The organism is Pseudoxanthomonas suwonensis J47 (assembly GCF_000513955.1).
Classification (GTDB): Bacteria; Pseudomonadota; Gammaproteobacteria; order Xanthomonadales; family Xanthomonadaceae; genus Pseudoxanthomonas; species Pseudoxanthomonas suwonensis_C.
The window spans coordinates 65,608-80,463 of record NZ_AZUZ01000009.1 but is presented as its reverse complement, the minus strand read 5'-3'; the positions used below and the strand labels follow the sequence as shown (position 1 = coordinate 80,463).

General features: G+C 70.8%; 11 protein-coding genes. 9 read left to right on the top strand and 2 right to left on the bottom strand.

Features of this window, described 5'->3' with window-relative positions; genetic code table 11:
* Positions 1 to 43: 43 nt before the first annotated feature.
* The 9 genes from M503_RS0102975 to M503_RS0102935 all read left to right on the top strand — a co-directional run bounded on the left by M503_RS0102975 (position 44) and on the right by M503_RS0102935 (position 12,007).
* A complete protein-coding gene (locus M503_RS0102975; protein ID WP_028928083.1) occupies positions 44 to 700 on the top strand; it encodes an arylesterase in 657 nt (218 codons plus the stop codon).
* A gap of 106 nt (positions 701 to 806) precedes the next feature.
* Positions 807 to 1,526: a response regulator transcription factor gene (locus M503_RS0102970; RefSeq protein WP_028928082.1), complete on the top strand. Its 720-nt coding sequence runs from the start codon at positions 807 to 809 to the stop codon at positions 1,524 to 1,526.
* A gap of 121 nt (positions 1,527 to 1,647) precedes the next feature.
* Positions 1,648 to 2,940: a sensor histidine kinase gene (locus tag M503_RS0102965; RefSeq protein ID WP_028928081.1), complete on the top strand. Its 1,293-nt coding sequence runs from the start codon at positions 1,648 to 1,650 to the stop codon at positions 2,938 to 2,940.
* An 84-nt stretch (positions 2,941 to 3,024) separates the two neighbouring features.
* On the top strand, positions 3,025 to 4,563 hold the full coding sequence (locus M503_RS0102960) for an efflux RND transporter periplasmic adaptor subunit (RefSeq protein ID WP_028919119.1): 1,539 nt from the start codon (positions 3,025 to 3,027) through the stop codon (positions 4,561 to 4,563).
* Positions 4,560 to 5,294, top strand: a complete 735-nt coding sequence (locus M503_RS0102955) for an ABC transporter ATP-binding protein (protein WP_028919118.1) — start codon at positions 4,560 to 4,562, stop codon at positions 5,292 to 5,294. The genes M503_RS0102960 and M503_RS0102955 overlap by 4 nt, the downstream gene beginning before the upstream one ends.
* Positions 5,291 to 6,523, top strand: a complete 1,233-nt coding sequence (locus M503_RS0102950) for an ABC transporter permease (protein ID WP_028919117.1) — start codon at positions 5,291 to 5,293, stop codon at positions 6,521 to 6,523. Before M503_RS0102955 ends, M503_RS0102950 begins: the two co-directional genes overlap by 4 nt.
* A 57-nt stretch (positions 6,524 to 6,580) precedes the next feature.
* Positions 6,581 to 8,143 carry a tetratricopeptide repeat-containing sulfotransferase family protein gene (locus tag M503_RS0102945; protein ID WP_028919116.1) on the top strand — a complete coding sequence of 521 codons (1,563 nt, stop codon included), beginning with the start codon at positions 6,581 to 6,583 and terminating at the stop codon, positions 8,141 to 8,143.
* Positions 8,144 to 8,357: 214 nt separating this feature from the next.
* The gene (locus M503_RS0102940) at positions 8,358 to 10,901 is read left to right on the top strand and encodes a TonB-dependent receptor plug domain-containing protein (protein ID WP_028919115.1); all 2,544 of its coding nucleotides are present in this window, start codon (positions 8,358 to 8,360) and stop codon (positions 10,899 to 10,901) included.
* A gap of 128 nt (positions 10,902 to 11,029) precedes the next feature.
* Positions 11,030 to 12,007 (top strand): class I SAM-dependent methyltransferase, encoded by a 978-nt coding sequence (locus tag M503_RS0102935; RefSeq protein ID WP_028919114.1) that lies wholly within the window; start codon positions 11,030 to 11,032, stop codon positions 12,005 to 12,007.
* Here M503_RS0102935 and M503_RS16750 read toward each other — a convergent pair.
* Both M503_RS16750 and M503_RS0102925 read right to left on the bottom strand, forming a co-directional pair.
* Positions 11,950 to 13,788, bottom strand: coding sequence for a tetratricopeptide repeat-containing sulfotransferase family protein (locus M503_RS16750; protein ID WP_051414170.1), 1,839 nt, complete (start codon positions 13,786 to 13,788; stop codon positions 11,950 to 11,952). The two genes, M503_RS0102935 and M503_RS16750, sit on opposite strands and share 58 nt — an antisense overlap.
* A 130-nt stretch (positions 13,789 to 13,918) precedes the next feature.
* Complete coding sequence (locus M503_RS0102925; RefSeq protein WP_428992213.1) at positions 13,919 to 14,788, bottom strand: hypothetical protein; 870 nt, start codon at positions 14,786 to 14,788, stop codon at positions 13,919 to 13,921.
* Positions 14,789 to 14,856: the final 68 nt, after the last annotated feature.

Sequence of the window (14,856 nt, the reverse complement as noted above, 5' to 3'; positions counted from 1 at the left end):
GGCTATGCTGGGGGAGGCAGGCGTATCGATGGGAGGCTCCAGGATGGTGCGGATGTGGGCGAGGATCGTGGGTCTGCTGGCGGTGGCAGCATTGCTGCTCGCGCCGGTACTGGCCTGTGCCGGAGGTCGTCCTGCCGGAAGCCCCGGTGGCCCGATCCTGGTGCTGGGCGACAGCCTCAGTGCCGAACACAACATACCGGCCGGATCGGGCTGGGTCAGCCTGCTGGGCAAGCGCCTGGCGCAGGAGCGTCCGCGCCCGCCCGCGGTGGTCAACGCCAGCATCAGCGGCGAGACCACCGCCGGCGCGCTGGCGCGCCTGCCGGACCTGCTGCGCAAGCACCAGCCCTCGGTGCTGGTGATCGAGCTGGGCGGCAACGACGCCCTGCGCGGCCTGTCGCCGGCGCAGCTGCGCGCCAACCTCGAGAAGATGATCGTACTGGCCGACGGGGCCGGCGCGCGGGTCCTGCTGCTGGGGATTGACATCCCCCCGAACTACGGCCCGGCCTACCGCGAGCGCATCCGCCGCACCTATGCCGAGCTGGCCCAGGCGCACGGCGCCGGCCTGGTCCCGTTCCTGCTGGAGGGCGTGGCCCTGCAGCCGGGGCTGATGCAGGGCGACGGCATTCATCCCACCGCCGCGGCCCAGCCGCGCCTGCTGGACAATGTCTGGCCGGCGCTGGAACCTCTCCTCAGGCCCTGAGCGCGCGGTCCCGCGGTAGAGGGCGGGCCGGCCCGGGCCGTCTTCACGCCTTTTCCACTGCCGCTTCGGCATGTTTCACAAAGCTGAAAACCACGGAGCCGTCCACATGCGTCAGGGCAAAGAGACCTCGGGACTGGTACTGGTCGTCGAGGACAACCGCAACATCTCGGAAATGATCGGCGAGTACCTGGAAAGCCGCGGCTTCGAGGTCGACTACGCAGCCGATGGACTCGACGGGTACCGGCTCGCCGCCGAAAACAGTTACGACGCGGTCGTGCTGGACCTCATGCTGCCGCGCCTGGACGGCATCGAGGTCTGCCGTCGCCTGCGCAGCGATGCGCGCAAGTCCACCCCGGTGCTGATGCTCACCGCCCGCGACACGCTTGACGACAAGCTCACGGGCCTGAGCCACGGCGCCGACGACTACCTGACCAAGCCCTTCGCGATCCAGGAACTGGAAGCGCGCCTGCGCGCGCTGATCCGCCGCGAGCGCCGCCAGGTGGGTTCGGAAGTGCTGACCGTGGCCGACCTGGTGCTGGACCCGGTGAGCATGCGCGTGACCCGCGGCGACGTCGAACTGCAGCTGTCGCCGATCGGCCTGAAGCTGCTCACCATCCTGATGCGCGAGTCGCCGCGGGTGGTCAGCCGCCCGGAGATCGAGCGCGAGATCTGGGGCAACAGCCTGCCGGATTCGGACACCCTGCGCAGCCACCTGTACAACCTGCGCAAGGTGATCGACAAGCCGTTCGACCGTCCGCTGCTGCACACCGTGCAGAGCGCCGGCTACCGCGTCGCCGACATCGCCCAGCCGGTGGCCGCCAACTGAGGAGCCGGGGCCATGGGGAGGGGGGAACGCGTTGCCGCCGGGTCCACGGACCGGGCGCCTGCTCACGCCGGCGCGATCCGGTCCTGACTAGACTCGGCTGCCTCGCAGCAGAAGTACCCCGATGCCCCACGGCCTGCCCCGCAAGATCCGGATCGCCTTCATCGTGCAGATGGCGCTGGCGAGCCTGGCGATCCTGCTGGCGTTCTACGTCGTCACCGCGCTGTTCAAGTACAGCTTCATCCAGGCGACCCTGAAGGACGAGGCCGCGCACTTCTGGGAACTGTACGCGGCGTCGCCGGCGCAGCCGCCACCGAACAACCATACCCTGCGCGGCTACCTGGTCGAGGCCGGTTATTCGAACCTCTCGCTGCCGGCCAACCTGCGGCCGCTGACCCCGGGCTTCCACGACCTGGTGGACGACGGCCAGCTGGTCTGGGTCGACCGCCAGGACGCCGGCACCCTCTACCTGGTCTACCTGCGCGAGCAGGCGACGCGGGTGGCGCTGTGGTTCGCGGTGCTGCCGGCGATGCTGGCCCTGTTCGCGATCTACGGCGCGACCTGGCTCACCTATAAGGCGTCCAAACGGATGGTCTCGCCGGTGGCCTGGCTGGCGCGGCTGGTATCGCGCTGGGATCCACGGCATCCGGACATCGCCGCGCTGGCGCCGGAACGCCTGCCGCCGGACATGGAAGGCGAGGCCCGGCAACTGGCGCGCGCCCTGCACACGCTGGGCGGCCGGGTCGAGGCGCACCTGGAGCGCGAGCGCAACTTCACCCGGGACGCCAGCCATGAGCTGCGCACGCCACTGACCGTGATCCGGGTGGCCAGCGACATGGCCCTGGAGGAAGAGGGGCTGGCGCCGCGCGTGGTCCGCAGCCTGCACCGGATCCAGCGCTCGGGCCGCGACATGGAGGCGGTGATCGACGCCTTCCTGATCCTGGCGCGCGAATCGGAGATCGAGCCGCAGAGCGAGTGGTTCGACGTGTGCGAGGTGGTCCAGGAGGAAGCCGGCACCGCGCGCGACCTGCTCGGCGACAAGCCGGTCGAACTGCTGGTGCACTGCGAAGCGCGACCGCGCCTGTACGCCCCGCCGCGGGTGCTGCACGTGGTGGTCGGCAACCTGCTGCGCAACGCCTGCAGCTATACCGACCGCGGCCGCATCGAGGTCACCATCGAGGAGGACGGCGTGGTCGTGGCCGATACCGGCATCGGCATGGCGCCGGAGGCGCTGGCGCGGGCCTTCGAGCCGTTCTACCGTGCTGCGCCGGAGCGGCCGACCGGCAGCGGCCTGGGCCTGTCGATCGTGCGCCGGCTGTGCGAGCGCTTCGGCTGGACCGTGCAGCTGGACAGCACCCTCGACACTGGCACCCGCGCGGTCATCCGCTTCGACCGCGAAGGCGGGCAGCTGGCCTGAACGCCGCGCACCGGTGGGCCGCGGCTGTCAACCGCGGCCCCACCCGGGCGTTAGAGTGTGCGTCCCTCAGACTTCCCCGCGCGCATGAGCCGTCCCTCCCGCAACCAGGTCTCCCGCTCCCGTTCAACGCTGTTCCGCACCGGCATCGTCGTTGCCGTGCTTGCCCTGGCCGGGGCCGGCTTCTGGTACTGGAAGGGCCATCGCGGCGCCGCCGACGAGGGCGCGTTCCGCACCACGCCGGTGGAACGCGGCAACATCCGCGTGGCGATCTCCTCCACCGGCACGCTCAGCGCGACCTCGACCGTCACCGTCGGCAGCCAGATCTCCGGCCAGGTGCTGGAGGTGCTGGCCGACTTCAACGACCAGGTGACCGAAGGCCAGGTCCTGGCCCGGATCGACCCGAAGACCTACCAGACGCAGATCGAGCAGGGCAACGCCCAGATCGCCAGCGCCCAGGCCAGCCTGCGCCAGGCCCAGGCGACCCTGGCCAACGCCGAGGCCGACTACCAGCGCAAGGCTGCCCTGGTCGACCGCCAGCTGATCGCCCGCGCCGACATCGACCTGGCGAAGGCCGCGCTGGACCAGGCCCGCGCCCAGGTCAACTCGGCGCAGGCGCAGATCCGCCAGCAGACCGCCTCGACCGAAACCACCCGGGTCAACCTCGATCGCACCGTGATCCGCTCTCCGGTCAACGGCGTGGTCCTGACCCGCAGCATCGAACCGGGCCAGACCGTGGCCGCCAGCCTGCAGGCGCCGGAGCTGTTCACCATCGCCGAAGACCTGTCGAAGATGAAGATCGAGCTGTCGGTCGACGAGGCCGACATCGGCCAGGTCAAGCCGGGCCAGCGCGTGAGCTTCACCGTCGACGCCTTCCCGGACCGCCAGTTCCGTGGCGAGGTGCAGCAGGTGCGCCTGGCGGCGACCACCAACAACAACGTGGTGACCTATCCGGTGGTGGTGAGCGTGGACAACAGCGACGGCACCCTGCTGCCGGGCCTGACCGTCAACGCCGAGATCGAGGTCAGCCGCCGCGACGACGTGCTGAAGGTGTCCAACGCCGCGCTGCGCTTCAAGCCGTCCGACGCGACGGCCGCGCCGGCGCCGGCGCCCGGCCCGCGTGGCGGCGCCGGCATGCTCGACGACCTGGCCGCCTTCGTCGGCGCGATGGAGCTGGCCCCGGCGCAGCGCTCGGCCTTCGAGGCCGACCTGGCCGCCGCGCGTCAGCGCCAGGAGGAAATGCGCAAGGCGATGGAAGCGGCGATGCAGAACGCGCAGCGCGCCGGCGCCGGCGGTCCGGCGGGCGGCATGATGGTGATGCGCTCCGGGCAGGGCCAGGGCCAGGCCGGCGCCAGCGGGCAGATGCGCCAGCGCATGATGGAACGCTTCCAGCAGAGCTTCGCCGGCTTCTTCGCCACCCTCGACGACGCGCAGCGCCAGGCCGTGGAGCGCGAACTGGCCAACCTCGCCGGCGCGCGCCGGGTGACCGTGTACCGCCTCGAGGGTGGCAAGCCGGTGCCGGTCATGGTCCGGGTCGGCGCCAGCGACGGCATCAGCACCGAGATCGCCGGCAACATCAAGGAAGGCGACGTGCTGGTGACCGGCGAACGGGCGGCTTCGCGATGAGCGCGGCCGCAGCGACGGCGTCCAGCCCCGCGCTGACGCCGGTGATCGAGACCCACGACCTGCGCAAGGTCTATTCGCCGGGCACCGAGGCGGAGGTGGTGGCGCTGAGCGACGTCGACCTGAAGGTGATGCCGGGCGAGTTCATCGCGATCATGGGCCCGTCCGGGTCGGGCAAGTCGACGCTGATGAACCTGATCGGCTGCCTGGACACGCCCAGCGGCGGCCGCTACCTGTGCGACGGGGTCGACGTGTCGACCCTGGACGCGGAGGAGCTGGCCACCCTGCGCCGCGAGAAGATCGGCTTCGTCTTCCAGGGCTTCCACCTGCTGCCGCGCATGAGCGCGCTGGAGAACGTGGCCATGCCGCTGGGCTACGCGCGGATCCCGCCGGCCGAGCGCCGTGAGCGCGCCCGCGCCGCTCTCGAGGCGGTGGGCCTGGGCCAGCGCGTCGGCCACCGTCCCAACGAACTGTCCGGCGGCCAGCAGCAGCGCGTGGCGATTGCCCGCGCGCTGATCAACAACCCGCCGGTGCTGCTCGCCGACGAACCGACCGGCGCGCTGGACAGCCGCACCGGCGAGGAGATCCTGGCCCTGTTCAAGCGCCTGCGCGACGAGGGCCACACCGTGGTCCTGATCACCCATGACGCCCATGTCGCCCGGCATGCCGACCGCATCTGCGTGATGCGCGACGGCCAGCTGCACGAGGCCACGCACGAGGAGGTGGCCGGATGAACTTCCTCGACATCCTGCGTACGGCGATCTTCGCCCTGCGCGGCAACTGGATGCGCAGCGCGCTGACCTCGCTGGGCGTGATCATCGGCATCGCCGCGGTGATCGTGATGGTCTCGGTCGGACAGGGCACCCAGGCGGAAATCGAGCGCCAGCTCGCCGGCCTGGGCGCGCAGAAGCTCGACATCGGCCCGCAGATGCAGCGCAGCATCGGCGGCGTGCGCATGAGCGCCAGCAGCTTCTTCACCCTTACCGAGGGCGACGCCGCGGCGATCCGCGACGAGATCCCGGAGGTGCAGCTGGTCTCCGGCTCGCTGCGCGGCAGCAGCCAGGTCGTGTACGCCGAGACCAACTGGTCCACCAGCTGGCAGGGCGTGCAGGCCGACTTCCTCGAGATCAACGGGTGGCAGCTGGCCAGCGGCTCGGCGTTCGAGGCCCAGCACTTCGGCGGCGACAAGGTGGCGGTGATCGGCGAGACCGTGCGCCGCGAACTGTTCGGCACCGGCAGCGGCATCGGCGAGACGGTGCGCATCGGCCGCACCAACTTCACCGTGATCGGCACGCTCAAGCCCAAGGGCATGAGCGGCTTCGGCCGCGACCAGGACGACATCGTGTTCGTGCCGCTGGACACCGCGCGCCGCCGCCTGATGGGCTCAATGGGCCTGCCGCCCGGCGCGGTGATGGACATCTCGCTGACCGTGTCGCATCCGGACGATCTGTCCTACGTGCAGGGCGAGGTGGAGTCGCTGCTGCGCCAGCGCCACCGCATCGACCCGGGCGCGCCCGACGACTTCCAGGTGCGCAACGTCGCCCAGCTGGTGGCCACCCGCAACGAGACCACGCGGCAGATGTCGTGGCTGCTCGGCGCGGTGGCGACGATCTCGCTGATCGTCGGCGGCATCGGCATCATGAACATCATGCTGGTGTCGGTGACCGAGCGGATCAAGGAGATCGGCCTGCGCCTGGCGGTCGGTGCCGGTCCGTCGGACGTGCGCCGGCAGTTCCTCGCCGAGGCGATGCTGCTGTCGCTGGGCGGCGGCGTGCTGGGCATCCTGTTCGGCATCGCCGGCGCGCTGCTGGTCGGTCATTTCAATACCGACCTGCCGATCCAGCTCAACGGCAGGGTCATCACCCTGGCCGCGGCGTTCTCGGTGGCCACCGGCCTGTTCTTCGGCTACTACCCGGCACGCAAGGCCTCGCAGCTGGATCCGATCGAGGCGCTGCGCCAGTAAGGCGGGGCGGATCGGCGGGCTGACATAATGCCCGCCGGTTCCTTCCGCGGACGTGGCATGCAAGCACGATCGATCGAAGCCTGGCGCCGGGCCGAGGCCGCCGCGCGTGGCGGCGCGGCGGCGGCGCGGGCCGCCTTCGAAGGGCTGCTCGCAGAGCCCGAACTTGAACTGCCGGCGCGCCTGCGCCTGTCCGCGCTGGACCTGGGCCAGGGCGCGTTGCGCGACGCCACCGCGCAGGTGCTGGCGGCCGCGCGCCTGCCGGAATCCGAACCGGACCTGCTGCTGGAACTGGCGCGACGCCTGTTCGACCTGGGCGAGGTGCAGGCCGGCCTCGAATGCCTGCGCCGGCCGGTGCTGGCCGCTGCGCGCGATCCCGGCGTCCACGCCACGGCCGGGCGCATGCTGTCGGACCTGTCCTTCTACGACCTGGCGCTGGAGCGGCTCGAGCACGCGCAACGGCTCGGCCTGCGCGACCCGCGCCTGGACTACGCCATCGGCCTGGCGCGCATGTACTGCGGCGCGCTCGATCCGGCCGAAGAGTCGCTCGAAGCCTGCCTGCGCGCCGCCCCCGACTTCCTGCCGGCGGCGCGCCTGCTGTCGACGCTGCGCCGGCAGACGCCGGAGCGCAACCACGTCGACCGCCTGCGCACGTCGCTGGCGCGGCTGGGCGAGGGCCATGTGTTCGCGCCGCTGGCGCACTACGCGCTGTTCAAGGAGCTCGACGATCTCGGCGACACCGATGCGGCGTGGCGCCACCTGGAGCACGGCATGCGCGCGCGCCGCGCGCAGCTGGCCTACGACGAACAGGCGGAAGTCGCGCTGTTCGACGCGCTGGAGCAGCTGCCGTTCGGCGAGGTGCCGGCGGCCGCGCCGGCGGCGGGTACGCCGGCGCCGGTGTTCGTGGTCGGCATGCCGCGTTCGGGCACCACGCTGCTGGAACGCATGCTCGCCGCGCATCCGGCAGTGGCCGATGCCGGCGAACTGCGCGACTTCACCTGCCAGCTGCGCTGGTGCACCGACCGGCTCGGCGGGCCGCATCCGGACGCGGCGCTGGCGCGGGCCGCCGCCGGCATCGACCTGCACCTGCTCGGCACGCGCTACCTCGAACACACCACCTGGCGTGCGCAAGGCCGCGAACGCTACATCGACAAGCTGCCGGCCAACTTCCTCGTCGCCGGGCTCATCGCCGCGGCGCTGCCGCAGGCGCGGATCGTGCACATGACGCGCGAGCCGATGGACAGCTGCTTCTCCAACCTCAAGGCGCTGTTCGCCGACGCCTATCCGCACAGCTACGCGCAGGAGGAGATGGCGCGCCACTACCTGCGCTACCGCGCGCTGATGGCGCACTACGACCGGCGCTTTCCCGGACGCATCCACGAAGTGCGCTACGAGGCGCTGGTCACCGATCCGGAATCCGAAGCGCGGCGCGTGCTCGACTGCTGTGGCCTGCCGTGGCGCGACGAGGTGCTGGGCGAGGGCGCGCGCACCGGCATGGTCGGTACCGCCAGCACGGTGCAGGTGCGCGAGCCGATCCACCGCCGCTACCTCGGCCAGTGGCGTCGATACGCCTCCCGACTGATGCCGATGAGGACAATCCTGGATACGTATGAAACTGAATAGGCGGCGCATGTTTTCCCCTATCCATATGAAAAACAAGGGGAAAACACCGGGCTTGAAATTGTTTCAAACGAGCCGATAACACGCGCTTGCGGCAAAATTAAGGAATTGATAACGTCCGGGGCAGCTGGACGGGCTTCCCTCCCCTTCCGGCATCCCATCCTTGGCTCCGTTCTGGCGCCAGGAATCCTTTAAAGCTGGAGAGAAAATGATGAAGTTGAACCACAATCTCCTGAGCGATGCGGTGCGCTACGGCCTGATGGCCGGCCTGGTTGGCGCCGTCGTGGCTCCGGTGGCCGCGTTCGCCCAGGAAGCGGAAGAAGGCGAGGCCAAGACCCTCGACCGCATCGAGGTCACCGGTTCCCGCCTGAAGCGCGCCGAAATCGAAGGCGCCGTGCCGGTCATCGTGATCGACCGCGCTTCGATCGACGCTTCGGGTGACGTGTCCGTCGCCGACGTGCTGCGTGACAGCACCTTCGCTTCCTTCGGCAACTTCCGTCCGCAGTCCGGCAGCTCGGCCCAGTCGCTGGCCACCGTCGACCTGCGCGGCCTGGGCTCGGGTCGTACCCTGGTCCTGATCGACGGCCGTCGCGCCCCGACCAACCCGATGTCGGCTTCGTCCGGCTCGGACCTCAACGCCATCCCGCTGGCTGCCGTTGAGCGCATCGAAATCCTGTCCGACGGCGCTTCGGCGGTGTACGGCTCCGACGCCATCGGCGGCGTGGTCAACATCATCCTGCGCAAGGACTTCAACGGCGCCGAGCTGCGTTACGGCTACGGCTCGACCAAGACCAAGGGCGGCGACCTGGAAGACGTCTCCGGCGTGTTCGGCGTTGCCAGCGACCGCGGCCGCCTGATCGGTGGCGCTTCGTTCTCCAGCCGCGGCATGGTCTTCACCCGCGACCAGATCGGCGGCCAGACGCTGGGCGTCTCGACCTACGGCAACAACTACTACGACTGGGACACCGGCGCTGCCGCCCCGGTCCCGGGTTTTGCCTGTAATTCGAACGGCTTCTGGACCCTGCCGAACGGCCTGTGCTCGTTCGACTTCAACTCGGTCGCGGCCAACGAAGCTTCGGTCGACAACACCTCGGTGTTCGTCCGCGGCGACTACCAGATCAACGACGACTGGACCGTCTACCTGACGGCCACCACCACCAAGGTCGAGACCTTCGGTCGCTATGCCCCGGTCCCGGGCATCTTCCAGGTGTCCGACGGCACGGTGAACGACATCGTCAAGGGCGACGGCCTGCCGACCTACTTCTACCACCGCTTCGCCGCGGCCGGTAACCGCGACAACTACACCGACACCACCAACAACGACTTCCTGCTCGGCTTCCAGGGCCAGCTGACCGACACCGTCTCGGTGGACTTCGGCATGCGCCGCACCGAGTACAAGTACATCGAGACCGGCTACGGCTACGTGATCTCGAGCCTGGCCCAGCAGGCCGCCGACCGTGGCGACTACCTGGTCACCGATCCGTTCGGCGCCTCGCAGGAGACCCTGAACGGCTTCACCGCCACCATCGGCCGCAACTCGTTCTACAAGAGCGCCGAGTGGTTCGCCAACGTCAACTTCGACCTGTTCGAAATGGGCGGCGGCATCTCCAACGCGGTGGTCGGTGCCGAGTACCGCGAAGACCGCTTCCAGGACGTCTACGATTCGCTGTCGCAGGCGGGCGTGGTGCTGGGTTCGTCGGGCGGTTCGTCGGGCGGTGGCCGTGACGTGACCTCGGCCTACTTCGAGTGGCTGCTGCCGTTCAGCAGCTCGTTCGACATCACCCTGGCCGGCCGTTACGACAAGTACAGCGACTACGGCAGCGACTTCTCGCCGAAGATCGCCGCCCGCTGGCAGCCGCTGGACAACCTGACCTTCCGCGCTTCGTGGGGCCAGGGCTTCCGCGCTCCGGGTCTGGACATCCTGACCCAGGCCCGCAGCTTCTCGGCCGAGCCGGTCAACGACCCGCAGTCGTGCGCCGCCCTGGGCCAGCCGGCCACCTGCCGCCTGCAGGTCGACACCTACTTCATCGCCAATCCGTCGCTGGCTTCGGAGCACTCCGACCAGTTCAGCATCGGCGTGGTGTATGACCCGACCGACTGGCTGGACCTGAGCCTGGACTACTACAACATCAAGGTCGAGGACACCATTTCCTCGATCGGTGCCCAGGACATCATCAACATGGACACCGACCCGGCCAACTGGGGCGCGATCCCGGCCGGCCTGAGCCTGACCCGTAACGCCGCTGGCCGCATCACCGAGATCGTTGCCGGTTACGCGAACGAGGGCGACCTCGAGACCGACGGTATCGACTTCCGTGCCAACACCGACTTCGACTTCGGTGCCGCCGGCCGCCTGCAGAACCGCCTGACCGTTTCCTGGATCAACAAGTACGACGTGACCCAGATCAACGGCGACGTGGTTGAGTACGCGGGCATCCTGGGTTCGCCGGACCTGCGCGCCAACCTGCAGAACGACTGGACCTACGGCGACTGGACCTTCACCTGGAACATCAACTACATCGATGGCCAGCAGAACCCGCGTCTCGCCAACGGCAACCCGGGTCTCCAGGTGGGTGGCTACGCGACCAACGACGTCCAGGTCTCGTGGCAGGCTCCGTGGAACGGCAAGGTTGCGGTCGGCGCGATGAACGTCGGCGACCGTTATCCGGAGCTGGTGCCGTATGACGGCCGTCCGTGGAACTTCTACCTGTACGACGCCTACGGCCGTACCGTGTACTTCCGCTACACCCAGACGTTCTAAGAGCGTCGCCCTGCTGTAACTGGAAGGCCCCGGAAACGGGGCCTTCTTTTTTTTGCGCACCATGCGCGCTTCGCAAGCCGACAGCCTCCGCGCTTGGCAGCACGGCGTTTCGCCCGCATCCTTGCGCGATGCACGAAGACGGCGACAACGGGCGACGCGAGGCCTGGACCCGGTACTGGTCCAGCGGCCGCCTGCATTCCTGCGTCGGCAGCTATGCCGGCAACTACGACGGCGCGATCGGCGCGTTCTGGCGCACGCTGGGCGCCGGGCTGCCCGCGGGCGCGCGCGTGCTCGACCTGGCCACCGGCAACGGCCCGCTGCCGCTGCTGCTGTGGGAACTGCGCGGCGACGCGATCGAGGTGGATGCGGTGGACCTGGCCGCGCTGTCGCCGGCCTGGCACCAGCCCGGCACCCACCGCACGGTGCGCTTCCACCAGGGCGTACGCATGGAGGCGCTACCGTTCGCGGCGGCGGGCTTCGACTGCGTCGCCAGCCAGTTCGGCTTCGAGTATTCCGACCGTCCGCGCGCGCTGGCCGAATGCCTGCGCGTGTCCAGGCCGACGGCGACGCTGGCGCTGGTGATGCACCACGCCGGTTCGTTGCTGGTGCGGGTGGGGCGCGAGGAACTGGCGCACCACGCGCGCCTGCTGGGCGACGACGGCCTGCTGCGCGCCGCGCTGGAGGTGATCCCGTGGATCGCGCAGGCGCGCTCAGGCGCGCCGATCCAGGACGTGGCCAGCGCCAACGCCGCGCGCGAACGCTACAACCAGGCGATGCGTGCGCTCGCCGACGCGGCAGGCGCTTCGCCGGTTCCCGACCTGCTGCACGAATCGGCCAGCGCCGTGCAGCGCCTGCTCGCCGGCGTGCGGCCGGAGAACGCGCGCCAGGCCGGCGAGGCCTTGCGCGGCTACGCCGGCGAACTGGAGGGTGCGCGCCTGCGCACCGCCGAGATGGTCGCCCACGCGCTGGAACGCGCGCAGGTCGAGGAGATGGCCGCGCAGGTGCGCGCGGCGCGCCCGGATGCGCAGGTGCGCATCGACGAACTGCGTCAGGCCGAGGGCGTGCTCGCCTGGTCGTTCGTGGCCACGCCGACCGGCGCCGGATAGGCGTCCGGATCGAGCACGTCCAGCAACGGGCCGAGGTGCGCCGCGTAGTGGCGCCAGCGGCCGATCGAGCGCGTGTAGATGGGCTGCTTCACCTGCCAGCGGCTGGGCGTCTGCACGCCGCGCTCGCTGCGGTGGAACTCCAGGCAGGCCGGATCCCAGTCCAGCCCGGCGAACCCGACCAGGCGCCGCGCCTGCGTTTCCGGATCGGTGGCCAGCGCCTCGTAGTGCAGCTCCAGCACCGGTAGCGGCAGCTGCGCCTGCCAGTGCCGCATCAGCCGGGTCTGCTGGTTGATGTAGTGGCCGATGTCGCCGAGGTCGCAGGCCAGCTTCTCTTCCAGCGCGAAGTTCTCGCCGTACACCGATACCGCGATGTCGCGCGGGTCGCGCCGGCACCAGACCACGCGCGCGTTCGGGAACAGCACGGCGATCAGGCCCAGGTGGAAGAAGTTGAGCGGCGCCTTGTCGACCAGCCGCTGCGCCTGCGCCGGCGCGTGGCGCGTGGCTGCGCGCAGGTAGCGGCGCGCCGCCTCGTCGAGCGCGGCGTCGGGCAGGTCGTCGATGCATTCCGGCCAGTCGCGGCCGGGGCCGGCGGTGGCCGGCAGGTTGCGCGCGACCAGGGCGATGTCCGGCAGCTCGCCGCAGCCGTGGCCGGCCGGATGCGCGGCGAGGATCTGCTCGGTGAGGGTGGTGCCGCTGCGCGGCATGCCGACGATGAACAGTGGCCGCGGGTCCGGGTTGCCCGGCCAGCGTGCGCTGCGGGCGCGCAGGCGTGCGCCGTCCAGGGTGGCGATGATCCGGCCCACCGCACCGGCGAAACCGGCCGCGTCGCCCGGGCCGATCACCCGCCGGCGTGCCGCATTGGCCTGGTGCCAGCACTCGATCGCTTCGGCGTACTCGCCGCGGGCGTCGTGGACCTTGCCCAGCTCGTAGCCGACCAGCGCGCGGTCGGGATCCGGCAGGTCGGGTCGTGCCATCAGCGCACGCGCCTGGCCAACCAGGGCCTCGTCGGCCTTGCCGCGGTCCAGGCCGAGCAGGCCGCTGACCGGGAAGGCCCAGTCCGGGCGGCCGGCCAAGGCCTGGCGGTAGGCCTGGCGCGCCGCTTCGCGGTCGCCGGCGTCCTCGGCGGTCTGGGCCAGGGCCATCCACAGGTCGCCGGCCTGCGCCAGGCGCGCGCTGGCCTCGCGCAGCAGGGCCAAGGCGTCCTCGTGGCGACCCAGGCGATTGAGGGTCTCGGCGGTGCGCAGCAGGGCGTTGACGTCGTCCGGGCGCTCGCGCAGCTGCGCCTGCCACAACGGCAGGGCGTCCTCCGGATAGCCGGCATGGAACTCGGCTTCGGCCAGGGCCGGGGCCAGGCGCGGGTTCCCCGGCGCCAGCGCCTGCGAGCGGCGCAGCGCCTGCAGGGCGTCGCCATGGCGGCCGCCGCGCTGCAGGGCCAGGCCGAGCAGGTGCCAGGCCTGGGCATTGAGCGGCTGCGCGGCCACGGTGGCCTGGAAGTGGCCGACGGCCTCGGCGTGCAGGCCTTCGTGGGCGAGCAGGCAGGCCAGTTCGAAGCGTAGGCCCGGGTTGCCGGGGGCCAGTTCCACCGCCCGCCGCATCGCGGCCAGGGCCAGGGGCGGCGAGCCCAGGCGCATGGCGGCCTGGGCGATGCCGCGCTGCTGCTGCGGATCGCTGCCGGTTTCCGTGGCCGCGCGCTGCAGCGCCTGCAGGGCGTCGCCGGGGCGGCCCTGGCGTTCGAGCAGGGCGGCCTGCTGCAGGGAATTCTGGAAACCGGAAGCCGTCATCGGGAGGCGCGGGCAGGGCGGGGGACGGCGATTATCGCCCGCCCGCCTGCGGCATGTGCCGGGACCGGAGCGGGGATCGCAGGAGATGCCGGGTTCCGGCGGCGGGCGCCGGGACGTCGCAGGCCAGGCCTCAGAGGCCCTGCTCGTAGCGGACGTAAGGGATGGTGCCTTCCTCGGCGCCGCCGCTGGACGGCGAGAAGGGGTTCTTGCCGCGGGTCACCACGTTCTCGGCGCCGACGGTGAGCTGGCCGCTCCACGGAGTGCGCCAGGTCAGGCCCAGGCCGAGGCCTTCCCACTTGCCGTCGGGACGGCCCGGGACGTCGACCACGCGGCCGATGATGCTGGCGCTGAACGGGCCGTAGCCGCCGCCGACGCTCAGGCTCTTGGTATCCCAGCGGTCGACCAGGCCGGGCGCGGCGTCGGACAGCGGGACCAGGCGCGCGCGGGCATAGGTGCCGGCGATGGAGACGAAGGCCTCGGTGCCCAGCGCCTTCTGCCCGAACACCTGCAGGTCGTTCTGCTCGATCCTGTCGGCCTGGGCCAGGGTGCTGCCGCTGGCGCCGCCGCTGAGCCAGGCCGGCAGGCCCGAGGCCTGCGTCGCGCCGGCGGTCAGGCCGAAGCGGTTGCCCTGGCGGCTGATCGCGGTGGTGGCGGAGAGCCGGCGGGCCGGGCTGGAAGCCGGGTCGTCGCCGAGGCTGGCCAGCAGGCAGTGGCTGGCCAGGCTGCTGATGTCGCCGCCGCCGGGGCCGCTGCAGAGCAGGCCGAGCGAATCGCCCGCGCCCAGGCCGAAGGCGGCGTCGAGGGTGTTGTTGCCGAAGCGCCAGCGGGCGCCCGGACCAGCCTGGCCGGTGGGCTCCAGCAGCAGCACGGCTTCGACCTTGCCGCTGCCCTTGTTCCACACCGGCAGGACCGTCTGCGGGGCCTTGTCGCTGGCCGCGCTGGCGTTGGCACCGCGCGCCTGCTGGGCATGCACGGCCGGACCCGCGCATAGCGCGGTCAGCAGTACGGCCAGCAGTGGCAGGCGGCGCAGGGTCATGTACGGTCTCTCAGACCGGCGGCGACGGGAGG

Coding starts and splice junctions, on each gene's coding strand:
- M503_RS0102975 (WP_028928083.1), top strand. CDS start 44: ATGGTGCGGATGTGGGCGAGGATCGTGGGTCTGCTGGCGGTGGCAGCA.
- M503_RS0102970 (WP_028928082.1), top strand. CDS start 807: ATGCGTCAGGGCAAAGAGACCTCGGGACTGGTACTGGTCGTCGAGGAC.
- M503_RS0102965 (WP_028928081.1), top strand. CDS start 1,648: ATGCCCCACGGCCTGCCCCGCAAGATCCGGATCGCCTTCATCGTGCAG.
- M503_RS0102960 (WP_028919119.1), top strand. CDS start 3,025: ATGAGCCGTCCCTCCCGCAACCAGGTCTCCCGCTCCCGTTCAACGCTG.
- M503_RS0102955 (WP_028919118.1), top strand. CDS start 4,560: ATGAGCGCGGCCGCAGCGACGGCGTCCAGCCCCGCGCTGACGCCGGTG.
- M503_RS0102950 (WP_028919117.1), top strand. CDS start 5,291: ATGAACTTCCTCGACATCCTGCGTACGGCGATCTTCGCCCTGCGCGGC.
- M503_RS0102945 (WP_028919116.1), top strand. CDS start 6,581: ATGCAAGCACGATCGATCGAAGCCTGGCGCCGGGCCGAGGCCGCCGCG.
- M503_RS0102935 (WP_028919114.1), top strand. CDS start 11,030: ATGCACGAAGACGGCGACAACGGGCGACGCGAGGCCTGGACCCGGTAC.
- M503_RS16750 (WP_051414170.1), bottom strand. CDS start 13,788: ATGACGGCTTCCGGTTTCCAGAATTCCCTGCAGCAGGCCGCCCTGCTC.